Annotated in this window: 23 protein-coding genes; 9 read left to right on the forward strand and 14 right to left on the reverse strand. The window is 61.8% G+C overall.

The window, feature by feature from the left end:
• Positions 1 to 9 precede the first annotated feature (9 nt).
• From SynA1544_RS09695 to hisA, 5 genes are all read right to left on the reverse strand, one after another.
• A complete protein-coding gene (locus tag SynA1544_RS09695) occupies positions 10 to 1,170 on the reverse strand; it encodes a F420-0:Gamma-glutamyl ligase (RefSeq protein ID WP_186513257.1) in 1,161 nt (386 codons plus the stop codon).
• Positions 1,171 to 1,234: 64 nt separating this feature from the next.
• Positions 1,235 to 1,801, reverse strand: coding sequence for a thylakoid membrane photosystem I accumulation factor (locus SynA1544_RS09700; RefSeq protein WP_186513259.1), 567 nt, complete (start codon positions 1,799 to 1,801; stop codon positions 1,235 to 1,237).
• Between the two features lie 15 nt (positions 1,802 to 1,816).
• Positions 1,817 to 3,412 carry a DUF3685 domain-containing protein gene (locus SynA1544_RS09705; RefSeq protein WP_186515540.1) on the reverse strand — a complete coding sequence of 532 codons (1,596 nt, stop codon included), beginning with the start codon at positions 3,410 to 3,412 and terminating at the stop codon, positions 1,817 to 1,819.
• A 68-nt stretch (positions 3,413 to 3,480) separates the two neighbouring features.
• The gene (locus tag SynA1544_RS09710; RefSeq protein ID WP_255477790.1) at positions 3,481 to 3,849 is read right to left on the reverse strand and encodes a Fur family transcriptional regulator; all 369 of its coding nucleotides are present in this window, start codon (positions 3,847 to 3,849) and stop codon (positions 3,481 to 3,483) included.
• A gap of 128 nt (positions 3,850 to 3,977) precedes the next feature.
• On the reverse strand, positions 3,978 to 4,745 hold the full coding sequence (gene hisA, locus SynA1544_RS09715) for a 1-(5-phosphoribosyl)-5-[(5-phosphoribosylamino)methylideneamino]imidazole-4-carboxamide isomerase (protein WP_186513261.1): 768 nt from the start codon (positions 4,743 to 4,745) through the stop codon (positions 3,978 to 3,980).
• A gap of 71 nt (positions 4,746 to 4,816) precedes the next feature.
• Between hisA and SynA1544_RS09720 the strand changes: the two genes are divergently transcribed.
• A complete protein-coding gene (locus tag SynA1544_RS09720) occupies positions 4,817 to 5,737 on the forward strand; it encodes an NAD-dependent epimerase/dehydratase family protein (RefSeq protein ID WP_186513263.1) in 921 nt (306 codons plus the stop codon).
• On the opposite strand, the gene SynA1544_RS09725 is transcribed toward SynA1544_RS09720, so the two are convergent.
• A complete protein-coding gene (locus SynA1544_RS09725; RefSeq protein WP_186513265.1) occupies positions 5,706 to 6,242 on the reverse strand; it encodes a CDP-alcohol phosphatidyltransferase family protein in 537 nt (178 codons plus the stop codon). The genes SynA1544_RS09720 and SynA1544_RS09725 overlap by 32 nt on opposite strands.
• 31 nt (positions 6,243 to 6,273) lie before the next feature.
• On the opposite strand from SynA1544_RS09725, the gene SynA1544_RS09730 reads away from it, so the two are divergent.
• Both SynA1544_RS09730 and SynA1544_RS09735 read left to right on the forward strand, forming a co-directional pair.
• Positions 6,274 to 6,747, forward strand: a complete 474-nt coding sequence (locus SynA1544_RS09730) for a CBS domain-containing protein (RefSeq protein WP_186513267.1) — start codon at positions 6,274 to 6,276, stop codon at positions 6,745 to 6,747.
• 34 nt (positions 6,748 to 6,781) lie between these two features.
• Positions 6,782 to 7,051, forward strand: coding sequence for a hypothetical protein (locus tag SynA1544_RS09735; protein WP_186513269.1), 270 nt, complete (start codon positions 6,782 to 6,784; stop codon positions 7,049 to 7,051).
• On the opposite strand, the gene SynA1544_RS09740 is transcribed toward SynA1544_RS09735, so the two are convergent.
• Positions 7,048 to 7,200 (reverse strand): hypothetical protein, encoded by a 153-nt coding sequence (locus tag SynA1544_RS09740; protein WP_186513271.1) that lies wholly within the window; start codon positions 7,198 to 7,200, stop codon positions 7,048 to 7,050. The two genes, SynA1544_RS09735 and SynA1544_RS09740, sit on opposite strands and share 4 nt — an antisense overlap.
• Before the next feature lie 137 nt (positions 7,201 to 7,337).
• Between SynA1544_RS09740 and SynA1544_RS09745 the strand changes: the two genes are divergently transcribed.
• Complete coding sequence (locus SynA1544_RS09745) at positions 7,338 to 7,547, forward strand: hypothetical protein (RefSeq protein WP_186513273.1); 210 nt, start codon at positions 7,338 to 7,340, stop codon at positions 7,545 to 7,547.
• Positions 7,548 to 7,823: 276 nt separating this feature from the next.
• Complete coding sequence (locus tag SynA1544_RS09750; RefSeq protein ID WP_025362165.1) at positions 7,824 to 8,114, forward strand: 2Fe-2S iron-sulfur cluster-binding protein; 291 nt, start codon at positions 7,824 to 7,826, stop codon at positions 8,112 to 8,114.
• A 542-nt stretch (positions 8,115 to 8,656) separates the two neighbouring features.
• Here SynA1544_RS09750 and dcd read toward each other — a convergent pair.
• Positions 8,657 to 9,181, reverse strand: a complete 525-nt coding sequence (gene dcd, locus SynA1544_RS09755) for a dCTP deaminase (RefSeq protein ID WP_186513275.1) — start codon at positions 9,179 to 9,181, stop codon at positions 8,657 to 8,659.
• A gap of 684 nt (positions 9,182 to 9,865) precedes the next feature.
• Here dcd and SynA1544_RS09760 point away from each other — a divergent pair.
• On the forward strand, positions 9,866 to 10,309 hold the full coding sequence (locus SynA1544_RS09760; RefSeq protein WP_186513276.1) for a hypothetical protein: 444 nt from the start codon (positions 9,866 to 9,868) through the stop codon (positions 10,307 to 10,309).
• Complete coding sequence (locus tag SynA1544_RS09765; protein ID WP_186513277.1) at positions 10,309 to 10,707, forward strand: hypothetical protein; 399 nt, start codon at positions 10,309 to 10,311, stop codon at positions 10,705 to 10,707. Before SynA1544_RS09760 ends, SynA1544_RS09765 begins: the two co-directional genes overlap by 1 nt.
• A 269-nt stretch (positions 10,708 to 10,976) precedes the next feature.
• Here the strand turns inward: SynA1544_RS09765 and SynA1544_RS09770 are convergent, their stop codons facing one another.
• From SynA1544_RS09770 to pdeM, 5 genes are read right to left on the reverse strand one after another with little or no spacing between them, the layout of a single operon-like run.
• Positions 10,977 to 11,306 (reverse strand): hypothetical protein, encoded by a 330-nt coding sequence (locus SynA1544_RS09770; protein WP_370594062.1) that lies wholly within the window; start codon positions 11,304 to 11,306, stop codon positions 10,977 to 10,979.
• On the reverse strand, positions 11,276 to 11,473 hold the full coding sequence (locus SynA1544_RS09775; protein ID WP_186513278.1) for a hypothetical protein: 198 nt from the start codon (positions 11,471 to 11,473) through the stop codon (positions 11,276 to 11,278). The genes SynA1544_RS09770 and SynA1544_RS09775 overlap by 31 nt, the downstream gene beginning before the upstream one ends.
• A 28-nt stretch (positions 11,474 to 11,501) precedes the next feature.
• Positions 11,502 to 12,071, reverse strand: a complete 570-nt coding sequence (locus SynA1544_RS09780) for a 4'-phosphopantetheinyl transferase superfamily protein (RefSeq protein ID WP_186513283.1) — start codon at positions 12,069 to 12,071, stop codon at positions 11,502 to 11,504.
• A 2-nt stretch (positions 12,072 to 12,073) separates the two neighbouring features.
• Positions 12,074 to 13,528, reverse strand: a complete 1,455-nt coding sequence (locus tag SynA1544_RS09785) for a hypothetical protein (RefSeq protein ID WP_186513285.1) — start codon at positions 13,526 to 13,528, stop codon at positions 12,074 to 12,076.
• Positions 13,528 to 14,202, reverse strand: a complete 675-nt coding sequence (gene pdeM, locus SynA1544_RS09790; RefSeq protein ID WP_186513287.1) for a ligase-associated DNA damage response endonuclease PdeM — start codon at positions 14,200 to 14,202, stop codon at positions 13,528 to 13,530. The genes SynA1544_RS09785 and pdeM overlap by 1 nt, the downstream gene beginning before the upstream one ends.
• Positions 14,203 to 14,291: 89 nt before the next feature.
• On the opposite strand from pdeM, the gene SynA1544_RS09795 reads away from it, so the two are divergent.
• Both SynA1544_RS09795 and SynA1544_RS09800 read left to right on the forward strand, forming a co-directional pair.
• Complete coding sequence (locus SynA1544_RS09795; RefSeq protein ID WP_186513289.1) at positions 14,292 to 14,471, forward strand: hypothetical protein; 180 nt, start codon at positions 14,292 to 14,294, stop codon at positions 14,469 to 14,471.
• An 87-nt stretch (positions 14,472 to 14,558) separates the two neighbouring features.
• Positions 14,559 to 15,632, forward strand: coding sequence for a transporter substrate-binding domain-containing protein (locus SynA1544_RS09800; protein ID WP_186513291.1), 1,074 nt, complete (start codon positions 14,559 to 14,561; stop codon positions 15,630 to 15,632).
• Between the two features lie 18 nt (positions 15,633 to 15,650).
• On the opposite strand, the gene SynA1544_RS09805 is transcribed toward SynA1544_RS09800, so the two are convergent.
• Positions 15,651 to 15,887: a CopG family transcriptional regulator gene (locus tag SynA1544_RS09805; protein ID WP_115009451.1), complete on the reverse strand. Its 237-nt coding sequence runs from the start codon at positions 15,885 to 15,887 to the stop codon at positions 15,651 to 15,653.
• Positions 15,888 to 15,957 lie beyond the last annotated feature (70 nt).

The raw sequence follows: 15,957 nt of genomic DNA on the forward strand, positions 1-15,957 counted from the left end.
ATGTATCGCTCATTCCAGGCCTGGCCGCACCAACACCAGGGGGGTGCGCTCATTGGCATTGCCGGCGGGATTGGGACGCAGGGCCCGGCCCAGCAAGCCCTCATCACAGCCGGGGCTGGAGGCCAGCACCTTCACTCGGCCGAGGTCGTTGACGTCAACGATGGCAACGTCGACCCCGAGTTCGGCAGAAGCATCACGACAAAACTGCTCAGCCCGGGATGGCCCCAGAACAATGGTCTGGTCATAGGGCGGTGTGGTGCCGGTGATGTCGTCGATCAAGCGAGCCTGGTCACCGGCGAGGCGATAGAAGCCACCGGGGATGCCCACCAGCTTCATCAGCAGACCCCCCAGCCAGGCGGCCAGCACCCGGGTGGGCCCCACCAGATCGATCAAGGTCTGCATCCCGCAGGCCGTGGCCAGGCTGCTGGTGGGGTGAAACACACGGCAGGCCAGGCGCGCCACCATGCCGGGTTCCACCTCACTGGGATGGCGGTAGCGACCCTGGATCACAGCCACGGGGGTCTCGCCGATGGTGAGGATGTCGCCGGGCTGCACCAGATCAGCGGCGTAGGTGCTCAGGACGTCGATGGCGTCATCCAGGGGACCGAGCAGGTGGGTGCGCAGCGGCAAGACGCGGCAGCCTTCCCCCTGGCGGAAGTGGGCTTGATCGGGCTGCAGGGGTTCAGGACGGCTCAAGGGCACCAGCACGCCCTGACGGCGCTGCAAGCGACCGAAGGGTCCGTAATTCACCCAATGGGCATCCACCCAGAGGCTGTCGACCCGGGCCGATGGGGTCGGGCCGGTGATCTCGATCGAGACCTGGGCACGCGTGGTTTTGAGTCCTTTGACGATGTAGGCCGCCCAGTAGCCGTCTGCGCGGGTCTCCTCGTCGGGATGGTCGGCAATGATCCGCGTTGTCACCTCCAGGCCGGCGGGATCAGAGGACCCCAACAGCACGGGCTCGACCCGCAGCTCCGGCACAAAAATCTCCATGCGGGGGTGAGGGTTGCTGATCTCCAGCACACCCTCGATACGGAGCCGCCCGCCCAGATCATCAACCCGCCAGTCGCGAGGGGTCATCCGCAACGGTGAGGCGGGCCTGAGGCGATGGCGGAGCTCCAGCCAGGCCACAGCAAGTCCTAGGCCGAGCGGAGCAAGCAGCAGCGACACAGCGGATCCGGCTCAGCGACCGGGACAACTGGCCGGCAGCGTAGGCGCCATGGCGGTGGGCGTCTCAGTTGGCGGTGACTTCGATGTTCACTTCGTTGAAGCTGCCTTCCTGGTCAATGCGTCCCAGATCCGGAGCGGGAAGACCGGTGGAGGCGCTGATGGCGTCGTTGATCGCCGCCAAGGGAACCTGACCGTTCTGGTCGAACACGACCCGGCCATCGGTGCCGATCACCACCACCTGCGGAATGGTTCCAGACCAATAGGTGGCTGGATCACCCGCGCCCAAGGATTCCCGGCCCTGCAGCGGATCGGTGGAGAGCGGCAGCAGATCGATGCTGCGGCCCCAAAGCCGTTGCAGTTCCGACACCACCGGAGCGAAGCGTTTGCTCACGGCGCTGTCGTCCAGGTAGTAGACGATCACGGCTGTGCGTCCCTCAGCGAGGGACTCCTCCAAGGTGCTGGCGGGAGGGACCAACGAGCCATTGCCGGCGTATAGGGCGTAGATGTTGCCGTCGTAGCTGTCGCTGTTCAACACAGCGGCGGCTGGTGCGACATGGAGCAGCAGCGCGATCGAAACGGTGATCAGACAGCGCACCAAAGCAAGCATCAAGCCGAAGCAGCGGATCGCCATTGTGGACCCAGGGGCCTAACCGCGGCCGAAGCTGCGTCCCATGCCCTGGGCAATGCCCCGCCCCACCAGACCGATGGCGCGCCCCAGCACCTGGGTGAGCAGGATCACGGCAAGGTCGCCGATGCGGCGCACCAGGGCCTGCACCTGGGGTGCGAGGGCATCCCGAGCTTCCAGGAGCAAGGCCACCTGCCGCTGCCACCAACCCAGCTGATTGAGCTCCTTGTCGCGGGGCTCCGTCAGCAGCAGCGGTTCGATGCGACCAGAGCGCAACTGAAACAGGGTGCGCTGGCTTTCGTAGAGCTGAATGGGGCGCTCCACCCAATCCGCCCAGCGCAGCTGGGTGTTCAAACGGTTCCTGAGCCGGTCGAGTTCCCGGGTCGCCAGGAGGGGGTCCCGCAGCAGGTAACGGCGCAGCTCCGGCCAGTCACCACAGGCATCAAGCAATTCGGCACCAATCAGTTCCGCCGTCCTCACCAGCCAATTGCTCACCAAGGTTTCCAGTTGCAGGAAAGCCCGCGGGTCATCGGCCGGCAGCAGCAGGCCGTTCACCAGCATCGGTTGATCGGCCACCAGCGGCGCCAGCATTCCGGTTGGATCGGGCAGCTCACCGTCGGCGCCGGTGAGATCAGCACGGCTGAGCAGCGAAGCCACCACCGGCTGCAGCTCGCCATCGCAGGGGATCTGGACGTAACTGCCGGCCAGGGCGGTGAGGGCCTGCTGGCGCAACTCGGGCTGCAACGAATCCCAGGCCTGGGCGATCGCCGTGCCGTCCTGGCGGGTGCGCAGGCGCTGCAAGACCTGATCAAGCTGTTGCAACAGGGCCAGCAGCAACTCCCGGCGGCGATCCGGGTGCAGACCCTCAATCGCCAGCAGACGGCCGGTGGAATTGGTCAATCCAGCCTGAACCGATGCATCGATGCGGTCGCGGATGGCATCCCATACGGCAACGGCATTGCGTTCGCGCAGGCTGATCGCCGTGGTGGTGGCTGATCCATCGCTGGACACGGAGGGGCCCAGGGGTTCTGCATGCTCAAGGCCCATCTGCAGTGGACCCCAGAGCCAGAGCAGCAAGCCCTTGGCGAAGCGCAATTCACGGCGGCGGCCCTGCAGCAGCAGGAACAGCAACGGATGGTCCGGGGGCGGATTGAGCAGGGCCTCCACCCGTTGCAGGTCGCGGCTCACCTGCTGCAGGCCACTCACCAGAAGCCACTGGCCCAGACCCATGGTCTGCTGCTGGCTTGGCGTCGCCGATGCAGCCTCTAGGCGAATGTCCCTGCCGCCCTGCAGCAGGGTTTCGATGGCGTTCTGCAGGCCCTGGGCATCGACGTTTTGAAGCAGGCCGGCCGCCGGCAGCTCCAGCAGCTGTTCCCGCGACAGCCTTAGTTCGCTGGGCAGCAGCAGCAGCACCGGGGCGGGCTGCCAGCGCTCCTGCAGGGCGAACAGCTCCTGCTGAAGCGACGCCAATGAGGCCACGCTGTCGATCGACCAGATCACCAACGCCGGGGCACCCGTCAGGCGCTCAGGGCGAAGCACCACCTCCCAATCGTCCCGGGCGGAGGTGAGTTTCAGCGCCAGCGACTCCCCGAGCAGATCCGGAGCGAGCAGCAACATCCGCACCGGCGAAGGTGAGACCAAGGGTTGAACCCGAAACAGTTGGGCTCAAGGTAACGAGCTTCTGATCAGTTCTCCAGGGTGCGCCGGCCGTTCAATTGCAGGGTGTACGACTCGATGCGAAAGCCGGTGCGCTGTTCGATCTGACGCAAGAGGTCCTCGGGCAGAACAACGTCGATGTCTTCGATTGAACCGCTGTCCAGGCAGGTGAGATGGCTGTGGGGATCACTTCGGTAGCCGTACAGGCGACCACTGGCACGGTCGAGACACTCGATCACACCCGCCGACTGCAGGGCTTCGAGGTTCTGGTACACCGAGGTGTGGCCGATGCTGCGGCCCCTCAGATTCAGCTGTTCAAAGATGTCGCGCGCGCTGAGGTGGCTCTTTTCGCTCCAGAGCAGATCGAGCACCATGCGACGTTGACGGCTGAGGCGCATCCCCAACCGCCGGCATTGCTCGAACACCTCCTGCAAGCTGCCCGCGGGGGATGGCGTGCTGCTCTTGCCAGCGGCTGCGCTTACCACAGAAGGTGCCTGCTTCCTCAACCATAAGGCCCGAGGCCAGTTCAGGCGATGTCTGCGGCCACGGCGGTGACGTCTTGAAGCCTGGCCTCACCGATCGCGGCGATGGCCTCCGCCAGAGCAACGCGGCCGTCGTAGAGCGCTCGACCAACGATTACGCCAGTCACACCGAGGGGCTCCAGGGGAAGGAGCGAGAGGAGGTCAGCCATGCAACCGATGCCACCGGACGCAATCACCGGCACAGCGCTGCATTGCGCCATGGTTCTCAAGGCCTCCAGGTTGGGGCCGGCGAGGGTGCCATCGGTGGCGATGTCTGTGGTGATGATCGCCGCGATGCCGGCGGCACTGAACTGCTGGGCCAGATCCGTGGCCAGAACATCGCTCTGCTCAATCCAGCCCCGGGTGGCCACCCGGCCATCGTTGGCATCAATGCCCACCACGATGCGGCCAGGATGGCGTTGGGCCAACTCCTGAACCAACTCCGGCTGTTCGATCGCCACCGTGCCGAGGATGACCCGATCCAGGCCACAGGCGATCAACTCTTCGGCACGCTCGAGCGAGCGCACACCACCGCCGAGCTGAACAGGAATGTCGAGGGCGGCAGTGATGGCACGCACGGCCGCGTCATTGATCGGCTCACCCCGTTTGGCGCCATCGAGATCCACCAGGTGCAGACGGCTCGCCCCCTGGCTTTGCCAGCTGTGGGCCTGCGCCACAGGATCCTCACTGAAGCGCGTCACCTGGTCGTAATCCCCCTGGTGGAGCCGGACGCAAGCTCCATCGAGCAAATCAATGGCAGGGATGATCTCCATCGGGGTCGGACCAGAGGCCCTCCATCCTGCAGCGCCACGCTTCAATGGCTGCGCTTTTCGGGCCCAAGTGCATGAAGATCCTGGTGATGGGGGGAACCCGCTTCGTGGGCCGGCCCCTGGTGGCCCGCCTGCAGGCCCAGGGCCATGCACTCACCCTGTTCACCCGCGGCAAGAACCCTGTTCCCGCCGGCGTGGAACACCTCTGTGGTGATCGCAGCAGCGATGAAGGTCTGCGTGCGCTCCAGGGCCGCAGCTTCGATGTGATCGTCGACAGTTCCGGCCGCAAGCAAGAGGACAGCAGCCGCGTGGTGGCCATCACCGGGGCCCCCAGCCATCGCTTTGTCTACGTGAGTTCGGCTGGTGTCTATGCCGACTCGGAACTGTGGCCCCTGGATGAATCCAGCCCCACGGATCCGCAGAGCCGTCACGCCGGCAAGGCCGACACCGAGGCCTGGTTGCGCAAGGAAGGCATCCCCTTCACCAGCTTCCGGCCGACTTACATCTATGGCCCGGGCAACTACAACCCGGTGGAACGCTGGTTCTTCGATCGCATCGTTCACAACCGCCCGATTCCGCTGCCCGGCGACGGCAGCACGATCACCCAACTGGGCCATGTGGAGGATCTGGCGGAAGCGATGGCCCGTTGCATCGAGGTGGATGCTGCGGCCAATCGCATCTACAACTGCTCCGGCAAGCAGGGCATCAGCTTCCGGGGCCTGATCCGCGCCGCCGCCGTGGCCTGCGGCCGCGATCCCGATGGCCTCGAACTGCGCAGCTTCAACCCCAGCGACCTGGACCCCAAGGTCCGCAAGGCCTTCCCGCTGCGGCTCAATCACTTCCTCACCGACATCACCCGGGTGGAACGCGAACTGGCCTGGCAACCCAGCTTCGACCTGGCCAAGGGCCTGGCCGACAGCTACAGCAACGACTACGCCCTGAACCCAACCGCAGCGCCAGACTTCAGTTCTGACGAGGCGCTGATCGGGGCGTGATGTAGCCCAGAGCTGAGCTCAGAGCCAGGGCGAGGGAGGGCCAGAACAGCCACCAGCCCAGGCTCTTAAGCCCGGCAGCAGCGATCCAGCCGGAGGGCCAGAGCATCAGCAACAGGCTGAGGAACTGAAGGATCGTCTTGGCTTTGCCCGACAGCGAAGCCGGCCCGCCATCACTGGCCTGGGAGCGCCAGCCCGAGATCAGCAATTCACGGGCCAGCAACAACCAAACCGCCCAGAGCGGCAGCACAGCGGCCGACGCCAGCCAGAGCAACGGTGCCGCGATCAGCACCTTGTCGGTGAGGGGGTCGAGGCGGGCGCCCCAGCTGCTGCCACCCCCGGCGCGCCGGGCCAGCCAACCATCGGCCGCATCACTGAGCCCGGCCAGCAGCAGCAACCACCAGGCCCAGCCCTGCCAGCCGAACTGCAGGGCAAGAATCAGCGGGAAACCGGCAACGGCTCGTGCCACGGTGAGTCCGTTGGCAATCGAACGCAAAGACAGAAACAACGCTCAGAATGTGAGGAGCTGAACCTTGATCATGGTCCTGCAGCTGACGGTGGCTGATGTGATGACCCAGCCGGTGCTGACGGTCACGCCCGACACCCCGTTGCAGCAGGCCGTTCAGATGATCAGCGACCACCACGTGAGTGGTTTGCCGGTGGTGGATGCCGAGGGGCGTCTGATCGGCGAGCTGACGGAGCAGGATCTGATGGTGCGGGAGAGCGGTGTGGATGCCGGCCCCTACGTGATGCTGTTGGACAGCGTGATTTACCTGCGCAATCCCTTGAACTGGGACAAACAGGTGCACCAGGTGCTCGGCACCAAGGTGAGCGATCTGATGCGCAAGGACTCCCACAGTTGCGATACGGCGTTAGCGCTGCCCAAGGCGGCATCCCAGCTGCATGAACGGGGCACGCAACGCCTGTTTGTGCTGGACGGCAACCAATGCCCCGTCGGCGTGATCACCCGGGGGGACGTGGTGCGTGCCCTCGCCTCCCATCAAGACGGCTGATTCAACTCATCCTTCGCTCCCCCTTTCCAGGCCGATGCTGCGCTCCTTACTCATGGCCTGTGTGCTGGTGGTTGTTCCCCTGCAAGGCCACGCCAACCCCACGGCCGAGACCGAGGAAATGGATTTCCTGGACTTGGTGGATGGCGAGGGCAACGTGCTGATCCAGGCCCGAGGCGTTGATGCCGTTAACGCCGAAGCCCGGGCCCAAGACCTGGCCTTTCCTGCCCTGGGGTACTGGTCTGTTGAGGGGCACTGCTTTGTGAAACCTGCTCCAGGCGACTGCAACGGTGTGTTCAAGCGCTAGGGGCGTTCCGCGGTTTGAGATGCCGGAGCAGGCAGCACGCGATTGTCCACGCGCAACGGCGAAAACAACACGAGGTTGCCCGCCACCAGGCCGGCGGTGACAACAACAGCCGCGAGAACCTCTAAGCCTTCCGATGTTTTGGCTTGCATGCTTCGAGCATGCACCGCTGGGTTACCCATGGCGAGGCCTTGTTTGGCTTTCAACGTGTGCGAACAAACGGAGTCAGTTGATACGTCAACCGTCGAACCCGGAGAGTTACGACAGAGCAGTTGATGCGCCCAGCCCTGTGTCGCTCATCTCACGATTTCACGACGACACAGGTGATGTACCACCGATCAAGTTCGAGACCGGGCATCAGGAAAAGGAGGCAGAACGCCTGACTCGATTCCTCTGGAATCAAGTGATTCAACTGCTGCTGGCTGGCAAGGAGTTAGAAGCCAACTCGCTGTTGGAAGAATTTGATGAGCCACCCCTTTGGGACGACCCTCTCGCCTGACAAGCCATGGGAACGCCACTGACGCAATGGCTTCAGCTGGTGGGCTGGGTGCTGCTTGCCACAACCCTGATTTGCCTGAGTGCAACAGGGGTCTTTTGAGTGGAACGGTTGAAGCAGAACTCCTCAACAGCAAGTGATTTGACCTGCAAAATCAGAGATCAATAACATCACAAATCATCTTGTATGACTTGCTACATCGATCCCGAAGTCTTCCTTGAATGCATCAGCAGCGGCATCCAATTGGATTTTTGATTGATGCATGCATTGATTGAACCAATGGCTTCGTATCAAATCACGATCACCACATCGGAAGGCTCCTCGAGCTTTGCCTGTGCGGACGATCAGTACATCCTTGATGCTGCAGAGGAAGCGGGCGCGGATCTGCCCTATTCGTGTAGAGCTGGCGCCTGCTCCACCTGCGCAGGCAAGCTTTCGAGTGGCTCTCTGGATCAATCGGATCAGAGCTTTTTGGACGACGAACAAATCGCCAAAGGCTTTGCCCTGCTTTGCGTGGCCTACCCAACAAGTGATTGCCAGATCAAAGGAGAAGCCGAAGAAGACCTCTGAGCTGACCAACCCCATCTTCGAGCTTCAAGTCCGAAAACTCCCACCGGGGAACAATCAACGCCTGTTCCCCTTTTTTGGGCCAGCACCATTCATTCCATTCAGTAAGCACCTGATTCGCCCAGGCTGAAGTCACCAGGGAATGGCGCCCAATGCCGCCATGGTTCTCCTGTTGATTTACTCCTTCAGGGAGCGGCGAAGCCAGCTTCCAAGGGTGTGGCTTGCCTTGCCAAAGCAAGGCTCGTCGCCAGGCTTAGACACCAAAGAAAGCAAGGACTGCTTCTAGGGCTCCGAGACCCAGCAGGAAAACACCAGCGAGCAAGGCAAAGTCTTTTTTGGAGTTAGCCACAGATGCAACGGTTGCCCCGACGAACGCCAACAGGACAAACCTAAAGAGAATCGGAAGGGCAAACATTGCGGAGGATGTACATCTCCGATGAGTTATGTAAACCCGCTGCGGTGCAGGGAGTTAACGGCTCGATACCAACGTTGAGTTACTTAATTCCTCTCCAAGGAGGCAATCAGGAAGACGAAAGGCAACCCGCCTAAAAACTGCTCTGGCTCTGCCCTGCGAAGCGGCCCGCGTAGTGCTCTTCACCATCCATGCGCTGAAAGATGAACTGACAGATCAGCGTGCCAGGCACCACCGCCAGCGGAGCCGGACCGAAGTTGCTCATTTCCAGCACCTGCTGACTGTCGATCCCCGGCCCCATGAACGGTGCACTGATGTGCACCATCAGCCCCAGGCGAGCAAAGCGGCTGCGGCCCTCAAGCCAACCGCAGAGGCCTGGCCCCAGCTTGACCCGCTCGCGGGTGATTCCCAGCACGGTTTCTCCCGGCATGATCAGGATGTGACCGCCGTCGGGGATCTCCAGCTTGTCGGTGCATTCGCGGTAGTCGGTGTGATCGCGAACCTCGATCACTTCATGCACCTTGCGGAACACCCGAAAGGTGGAGCCGAGGGTGAGATCCACCGATGCAGGCCCAACATGGTCGGCACTGAAGGGCGTGATCCCGATCAGGCCGTCGTCAACCGCCTGAAGAATGGCTTGACGTCCAAGCACCGCCATGGGTCAATCCCTTGCTGGGCCATGAGTATGGACGCCTCAGACACCTGGGTGCTCAAACAGAACCGTCGACCGTTCTGACTCGCTCAGCTCGGCAACGTCTTGTTTCTGAGTCTGCTCAAGCTGTGGAGCATCGGGTAGCCGGAAAGCTTTTTCGAGGTCTGTCTTGATGGCACCAAAGGGGTAGGTCATAAAAAAAGAGGACCGCCCACAGCCCCCTTGGAACGACTTGACGACGCATCCCTGCGCCTCCGTTACATTAGTCAACAAAGTTTTGTAACGAGAGCCGTGGCCTTCACCACCCAAGACCTGCTCATCGCATTCGGAAGTTTCGGCATGGCCCTCTTTGCCTTGAACCTCTACAAGCTGACCAAGCCGGCTAACGGCTGATCAAACCGTACACTTGAAAACCTTGAGCCGGCGCCCCTCATCCGTTTGAACGTGCCCTGACTGGACGCAACCCAGCTCTGCTGGCGGTAGCCGCGAACCGATGTGGATCGTGAAACGCTCGGTGCTCTTCACTCCAGTCGCCAACACCAGCGCACAAGCCGCAAGTGAGAGCAGAGCCGTAAGCAGCACTCGCATCCGCAGGCAGAACAAGGAGTTCCAGTCTGCTCGGGTGAACCCGTCGGTGGTGGGCCGCGGAGAAGAAATGCCTTCTTAGGCTTGGCTGGGGGGAGCGAGCCGATGGACAACAGCAAGGAGCCGGCTGGTCATCTCAGCGTGATCATCGCGATCAGCCTCTTGCTGGTAGGCCTCGTTGTCTTTGGAGGGGTCCAACAAAAGGCCTGGAGCCATCAAGCGGAACTCACAAAGCGCTTTGAAGCATGCATGGAGAGCGCTCCCTTCAAACAGGCTCTAAAGGTGCCGCGGCCAGAAGCTGTGCTCACAGAGGAGCAATTCCAGGCCCACTTTGACGCCTTTGATCAACTGCTCAAAGAAACAGGTTTACCGCCGATCTGGAATGGCAAAACCTTGGTGCCCTGGAAGGACTACCACAAAAACTCGATTGAGTTTGCAAGCCAATGCCATGGCCAGCTGGGCATCGATCAGCCTCAACAACAACTGAAGGGCACCTATGCCAAACCCGTCTGGGATCCCAACTCTCCCATCTGGCGGCAGGCTGATTGATGAGCACACGTCGGTTCAAAGGGCTCTACCTGCAAGCCACCGGTGATCCCTGCTGCTTTTCCTTTGTGACCTACACACCACAAACCAGAGAACAAATGCTGGCTTGTGGGGATTTGGATGAAAGCGAAGAATATTTCAATCCAGTGATTATCGATTTTCTGTTGTTCGCCTCAGAGGCTGCCCTTGGAGCACCAGCCGGCAACCCATTCCCCATCACCTACGACGACGTTTCGATCGTCACATCAAGGCAAAGAGGCTCAGGCATTCAGCACGAATACCTGATCAGACTCTCAGACCACGACTGGAATGATGCAAAACAGTCTGCAGTGGATCAACTCCAAGAGGTGTTATCGAGTGCGCAATGGAATGGAGCTCGGCTCACGGATCAGCGCGATTGAAACAGCATCAAACCGCCGAGGGAAAGCCGAGTCCTCTAGCTTGCCTACTTCAACACCCCTTCCCATGATCCCAGAGCCCCACGAGCCCTTTGACATCAACCGAAAGGAGGACTCGATCTTCCTGCTGGGTTCCATGTTCACTGTGATCTTCCTCTTCCTTCTTTAAAAGAGAAAAGACTAATCCTCAGCAACAATCAAAAAGCACTTGCTCGAATCGAACAGGTGCTTTTTTATTTGATATAAAAGAACCACTAGTTACGAGTTCAATCTCAGCGGCGCGGCAGGCTGACTTGATACATCGTGTCGTCAGCTGGTTTCCACTGAACAAGGTGGAGACGATCGATCTTATTGTTGTCCAAACAATCCCAGATTGTGGCTCCAGACAGTGTTGCCATCGACCACACATCGCCCTGACTCTTCATCTGCTTGCGGTTGCGATCTTTCCATTCCGTCCAGTTGATTTTTGGATATGAGCCAACCTGCTCACTCAGAATCACCACCGTGAATTCCACCGAACGCGAACCAAAACCGGCCGGAACTCTAAGTTGTTGAACCGCAATTCCCTGGATCAGCCCACGGGTTTGCGCCAGATCCGCCACACCAGCCAGCCCGTCACCCCGAGCCAGAGGAACGCCACAGCCGAAAGGATCGGCACGACGATCAGATAGCTCCATACCCCCAGAGCCACCCAGGCGAGCAGAGACGTGATCAACGCCTTCTGAAAGTTGTTGGCCTTGGCGAGACTTTGCTGAAAAAGAGATCTCACGCTGTTGCTCGATGCTCCATCCCTTCCTCTAGCCACGGATGCCCTCAGCGACCGCAACGCTGAAGCCCTGCTGGGTCCAGAGGCGGAGGGAATAACGCGAGCCATGCAGCCATGCCGCGGCCCCGTCCGGAGCAATGGCCACGTTCGCCAGTCCGCCGCCCAGTCCCAGACCCGCTGCCTTCAACACTGCCTCCTTCGCCGTCCAGGCCTGAATCAGCGTCCAATGCTCCAGGCAGTCCGTCGCTTCTGCGGCCGAGGCAAACATGCGCCGCTTCAGCAGGTCAGACGCCACCTGCAACGGCCGGTCCAGCGCTTCCACATCAATACCAATCGGATCTGGCCCCACCACTCCGATGCTGAGGGGACCGGTGTTGGAAATGCTGTGGTGCAGCGGAGAATTGCGCAGCTGCGGCTTGCCGTAGATCGTGCGGCCGATGTCATCACCAGAAACCATCTGGCCTGCATCGGCGAACAGCCGGCAGGTGAGGCTGTCGCTCAAGGCCCGCTGCTCAGCGCGCGTCGGGGGCTGAGCGAGATGGGCCACCAACACCCGACGTTGCGTGCTGGGGATCGACCACCAGGACCAAACTGTGTCCAAGCTCAATCCTGAACAGGCGGCGCGGGCACCGGCGGCAGAGGCGGCAGAGCTGGTGGCGGCATCACCGATGGGGCTGACTCATCCAGCAGAACCTCGGCGGGATTCATCATCGGCTCATCGAGCACAATCGGCGGCGGCAGATCGGGGGGCAACGGCACAAACGGCTGCGGTTCTGTCCAGCTGTCATCGGAGCTGGCAGCTGAGCTGTCATCTGAACCGAGTTCAGCCGGCTCCAGCTCCCGGATCACAGCCATTGGCTCGCGCAACACCAAAGGATCCGCCGTGATCGGGGGTTCCCTCAGGGGTGCACGGTCCAGATCGACGCTGCGGTCGTCGGCATCCGCGGGCAAACCCGGCTTGGTGAGGGTGTTGGAGGGCCCCCAGATCATCCGGGCCAGGGGTTCCACGCCCTGTTCCATCACCCGGTTCAAGCCCGCCAAGGCGCGATCGGCGAGGTGATTACCGAAGGACGACACACAGTCGAGCGGGCCATCGCAACCTTCATCCAACACCAGCTTGGGCGTCAGCGCCGCGATCAGATTGCCCTGCAGGGGGATTTGGCGGGGGCTCAACCGCAGCAGGTAGGGCACATGCACAAAACTGGTGGCACCGCCGCTGATCCAGTTGGCGTCTTCTTCAGTAAAGCCCTTCACCCCAGGGATGATCAAACGACTCTTCGAGGCATGGTCGGGCATGTAAGCCGCCAGATAGCCCCGGCGACGGGCGAGGTCTTTGGTCTGCTCGAGGGTCAGGCCATCACGGCTCATCAGCACCTCCATGTGGCCGTCCTGACGCAGGCCCATCACCATGCGGATCCGCGGCAGGTAGTAGCGGATGCGCTGGCCCATGCTGATGCTGTAGGCCCCCTTGTAGCTCTCCGGCGGGGCCTCGATGTCGTTGTAAAGGCTGTGCAGGCCGCCGATGAAGGTGTCGTAGGTCCGGCTGCGCTCATCGGTCAGCTCCCCGTAGCCGAAATCAATGCTGCCGTCGTGGCGGATGCCGACGAAGGCCCGTTGGCGTGAAGCCGAGCGGTTCCGCCCGCGCCAGACCTGCTTGCCGAATTTCAGATCCCCCAGAGGGACCGTGATCTCGCGTCCATCGTCGTCCACATGGCGTTCGTACATCGGGCCGGACACATAGGCCATGGCAGCGCTGTCCTGGTAGGCGTCCTGTTCGCGATCCCAACCCTCCAGCAGCCCGAAGCGCACCCGCCGTGGATCGAGATCCAACGCGTAGACCTCATCGTCGGGGATGTAGCGGAACGGCTTGGCATCCCGGCCGCGCTGCTGGGCCGAACGAACAGCTTGCTCCTGCAGCTCGGAGCGCTCAGGAGCCACAGGTGCCAAGGCGACCAAGCCGCCGAACACCACAAACGGCATGGCCAGCAAAAGCCAGCGCTTGCGCAAACGGATCCTGCGCTTGGGTCGAGGTCGGGGTCGCCGCTGAGCAGGCTGCATCACGCGAACCTTCGCTCTCGGTTGTGGGGGAGTGGATCGAACCAAGGAACGATGGAGCCTTCGGCCACCAGCCATTGCTGGTAACGCTCGCCGCAGTCATGGCCTCCCGTCAACTGCCCGAAGGCAGGAATCACCAGACGCGGGCCATCCGGATCAAAGGCGAAGCAGGGCAAACGCAACTGATCGGAACGGCTGCGAATCCGGGTGGTGGGATGCAGGTGACCACACACGTTCAACAAACCAAGCTCCGGCACCCGTTCGGGCATGTGGCTCAACCAGAGATTGCCCAAGCGCTGAGAAGGCTGCTGGGGCAAGCCTTCAATCCAGCTGTCCTGGTCGTGGTTCCCACCGATCAGCACCACCGGGCAACCACAGAGATCGGGCAGCGCCAGCAGGGTTTCGCGCAGAGGAGCGGTGATGCCGATCCGGGCATGCACGAGATCACCCAACACAAACAAGCGCTGAGGTGACCAGGCATGGCAGAGCTCCAGCAGCGGATTGAGGGTTCCCTGATCCCCGTCGCTGGGCATGGGAATGCCATGGGCCTGAAACACCTCAGCCTTGCCGAGATGCAGATCGGCCACGAACAGCTCACAGCCCTCAGCTCGCCAAAGGGCCCGCTGGGGCAGGAACGTCAATGGGCTGCTGCCCCAGGACCACTCCAAGGCGCTCATGAACGGTGCAGATCGCAGATCTGTAGCGCTGGCTGCATTGGATGACTGACGTCGTGCCGCAAGCTTCTTGAGCTTCCAGAACTCTCATTGTGGCGCGGAGCAAGGGTCCACACCAGCTCGCGAGCTCAACCCTGCAAACCCTCGAACAACGGTTGCGGTTCCTGGAAGACGAGGGCCGTTACGAATGTGCCTATGCCCTGAGGATGGAAGTGGCCGACTGGCTGCTCGGGGCCAGGGATGCCAATCTGACCGCACCATCCATGTCCTGACATTTTCATGACCATTGCCCTGCTGATCGCCCTGGCGGGTTCCCTGGCGGCCATGGCCGTGATCGTGCGTCGTCTGGAACAGCGCTGATGCGAACTGCTCGACGCTTGTCCGTCGTTCTGGTCCTGGCCTGTTTCGGCAGCGCCCTTCCCCTGCAGGCCAACCCGCTGAAAGTGGGCATCAGTGGCTCCGCCCCCTTCGTGATCAAGGAGGGCAACACCACCAGCGGCATCAGCCTCGAGATCTGGCGGCACGTCGCCGAAGACAACAACCTCAGCTACGAGCTGATTCAGCAGCCATCACCCAAAGCCGGGATTGAGGCGGTGGATGACGGTGAGATCGACGTTCTGGTGGGCCCGATCAGCATTACGCCACGCCGCTTGGCCATGCCGGGCGTTGACTTCACCCAGCCCTACTACCTGGGCAAGGCTGGGGTGGTGCTGCCGATCCGTCCGCCATCGATCCTGAGCCGCGTTCAGGTGTTCTTCGGCTGGGCGGTGATCTCCTCTGTGCTGGTGCTGATCACCGTGCTGTTGGTGGTCGGCAGCCTGATCTGGCTGGCCGAACGCAACCGAAACAGTGATCAGTTTCCGCGGGACTGGCTGCCGGGCATCAGCAGCGGCATGTGGTTCGCCCTGGTGACCTTGACGACCGTGGGCTACGGCGACAAGGCGCCGATCACACGAACCGGCCGGGGCATCACCGGCGCCTGGATGGTGATCTCCCTGATCGCAGTGTCGTCCCTCACCGCCAGCCTCGCCTCGGCGTTCACCCTGTTCCTCTCCGGTGCCACCGAAACGGCCATCAGCGCTCCTGAGCAACTGAACGGAAGGCGGGTTTCTGTGGTGGAAGGCACCAGTGGCATGGAGCTGGCCCAACGCGGCGACATGCGAATTGTTGGCGCAGCCACCCTCAAGAGCGCCATTCAGCTGTTGGTTGATCAGCAGGCCGATGCCTTGATCTTTGATCGTCCGGCCATTCGCTACCACCTCAAAAACAATCCCGATCTCCCCCTGCGCCTCGCCCCCTTCACCCTGTCGGAGGAGACGTATGGCTTCGTGATCAAACCGGACAGCCCACTGCGCACGCCCATGGACGTCTCCATCCTCAAATTGCAACGGCAGGGGAAGGTTGAAGCCATTGCCAACCGGCTGCTGGATTGAGGCCAAGCCTCAGCCCACTCAGCCCAGAGGGCGATGGCGACGCAGGGCCTCCTCCAAGAGATAGGCGGCCAAATTGCCGCAACTGCGCCCCTCGGCGAGGGCATGGCGTTTGAGGTCATCCATCACACCGCGGGGCAGGGTGACATTGATGCGCTCAGAACCGGCCGCATCCGCCACCGCAGCCGTGCTGGGAGCCGCGGCTTGCCCCTCGATCCGCTGCTGCAACTCCTGAACCAGATCCTGAAGGAGAGACACGATTTCGTGAAAATATAATCACAATACATAAACGATATCGTGCTGGACAAGATTGCGTATTATTGGTCAC

It is taken from the genome of Synechococcus sp. A15-44, assembly GCF_014280115.1.
GTDB lineage: Bacteria > Cyanobacteriota > Cyanobacteriia > PCC-6307 > Cyanobiaceae > Parasynechococcus.

Excerpts from the sequence above, each read along its gene's own strand:
- SynA1544_RS09700 (WP_186513259.1), bottom strand. The coding sequence starts at position 1,801 with ATGGCGATCCGCTGCTTCGGCTTGATGCTTGCTTTGGTGCGCTGTCTG.
- hisA (WP_186513261.1), bottom strand. The coding sequence starts at position 4,745 with ATGGAGATCATCCCTGCCATTGATTTGCTCGATGGAGCTTGCGTCCGG.
- SynA1544_RS09720 (WP_186513263.1), top strand. The coding sequence starts at position 4,817 with ATGAAGATCCTGGTGATGGGGGGAACCCGCTTCGTGGGCCGGCCCCTG.
- SynA1544_RS09735 (WP_186513269.1), top strand. The coding sequence starts at position 6,782 with ATGCTGCGCTCCTTACTCATGGCCTGTGTGCTGGTGGTTGTTCCCCTG.
- SynA1544_RS09710 (WP_255477790.1), bottom strand. The coding sequence starts at position 3,849 with ATGCGCCTCAGCCGTCAACGTCGCATGGTGCTCGATCTGCTCTGGAGC.
- SynA1544_RS09765 (WP_186513277.1), top strand. The coding sequence starts at position 10,309 with ATGAGCACACGTCGGTTCAAAGGGCTCTACCTGCAAGCCACCGGTGAT.
- SynA1544_RS09800 (WP_186513291.1), top strand. The coding sequence starts at position 14,559 with ATGCGAACTGCTCGACGCTTGTCCGTCGTTCTGGTCCTGGCCTGTTTC.
- SynA1544_RS09705 (WP_186515540.1), bottom strand. The coding sequence starts at position 3,412 with ATGTTGCTGCTCGCTCCGGATCTGCTCGGGGAGTCGCTGGCGCTGAAA.
- SynA1544_RS09785 (WP_186513285.1), bottom strand. The coding sequence starts at position 13,528 with ATGCAGCCTGCTCAGCGGCGACCCCGACCTCGACCCAAGCGCAGGATC.
- SynA1544_RS09750 (WP_025362165.1), top strand. The coding sequence starts at position 7,824 with ATGGCTTCGTATCAAATCACGATCACCACATCGGAAGGCTCCTCGAGC.
- SynA1544_RS09740 (WP_186513271.1), bottom strand. The coding sequence starts at position 7,200 with ATGCAAGCCAAAACATCGGAAGGCTTAGAGGTTCTCGCGGCTGTTGTT.
- SynA1544_RS09730 (WP_186513267.1), top strand. The coding sequence starts at position 6,274 with ATGGTCCTGCAGCTGACGGTGGCTGATGTGATGACCCAGCCGGTGCTG.
- SynA1544_RS09760 (WP_186513276.1), top strand. The coding sequence starts at position 9,866 with ATGGACAACAGCAAGGAGCCGGCTGGTCATCTCAGCGTGATCATCGCG.
- dcd (WP_186513275.1), bottom strand. The coding sequence starts at position 9,181 with ATGGCGGTGCTTGGACGTCAAGCCATTCTTCAGGCGGTTGACGACGGC.
- pdeM (WP_186513287.1), bottom strand. The coding sequence starts at position 14,202 with ATGAGCGCCTTGGAGTGGTCCTGGGGCAGCAGCCCATTGACGTTCCTG.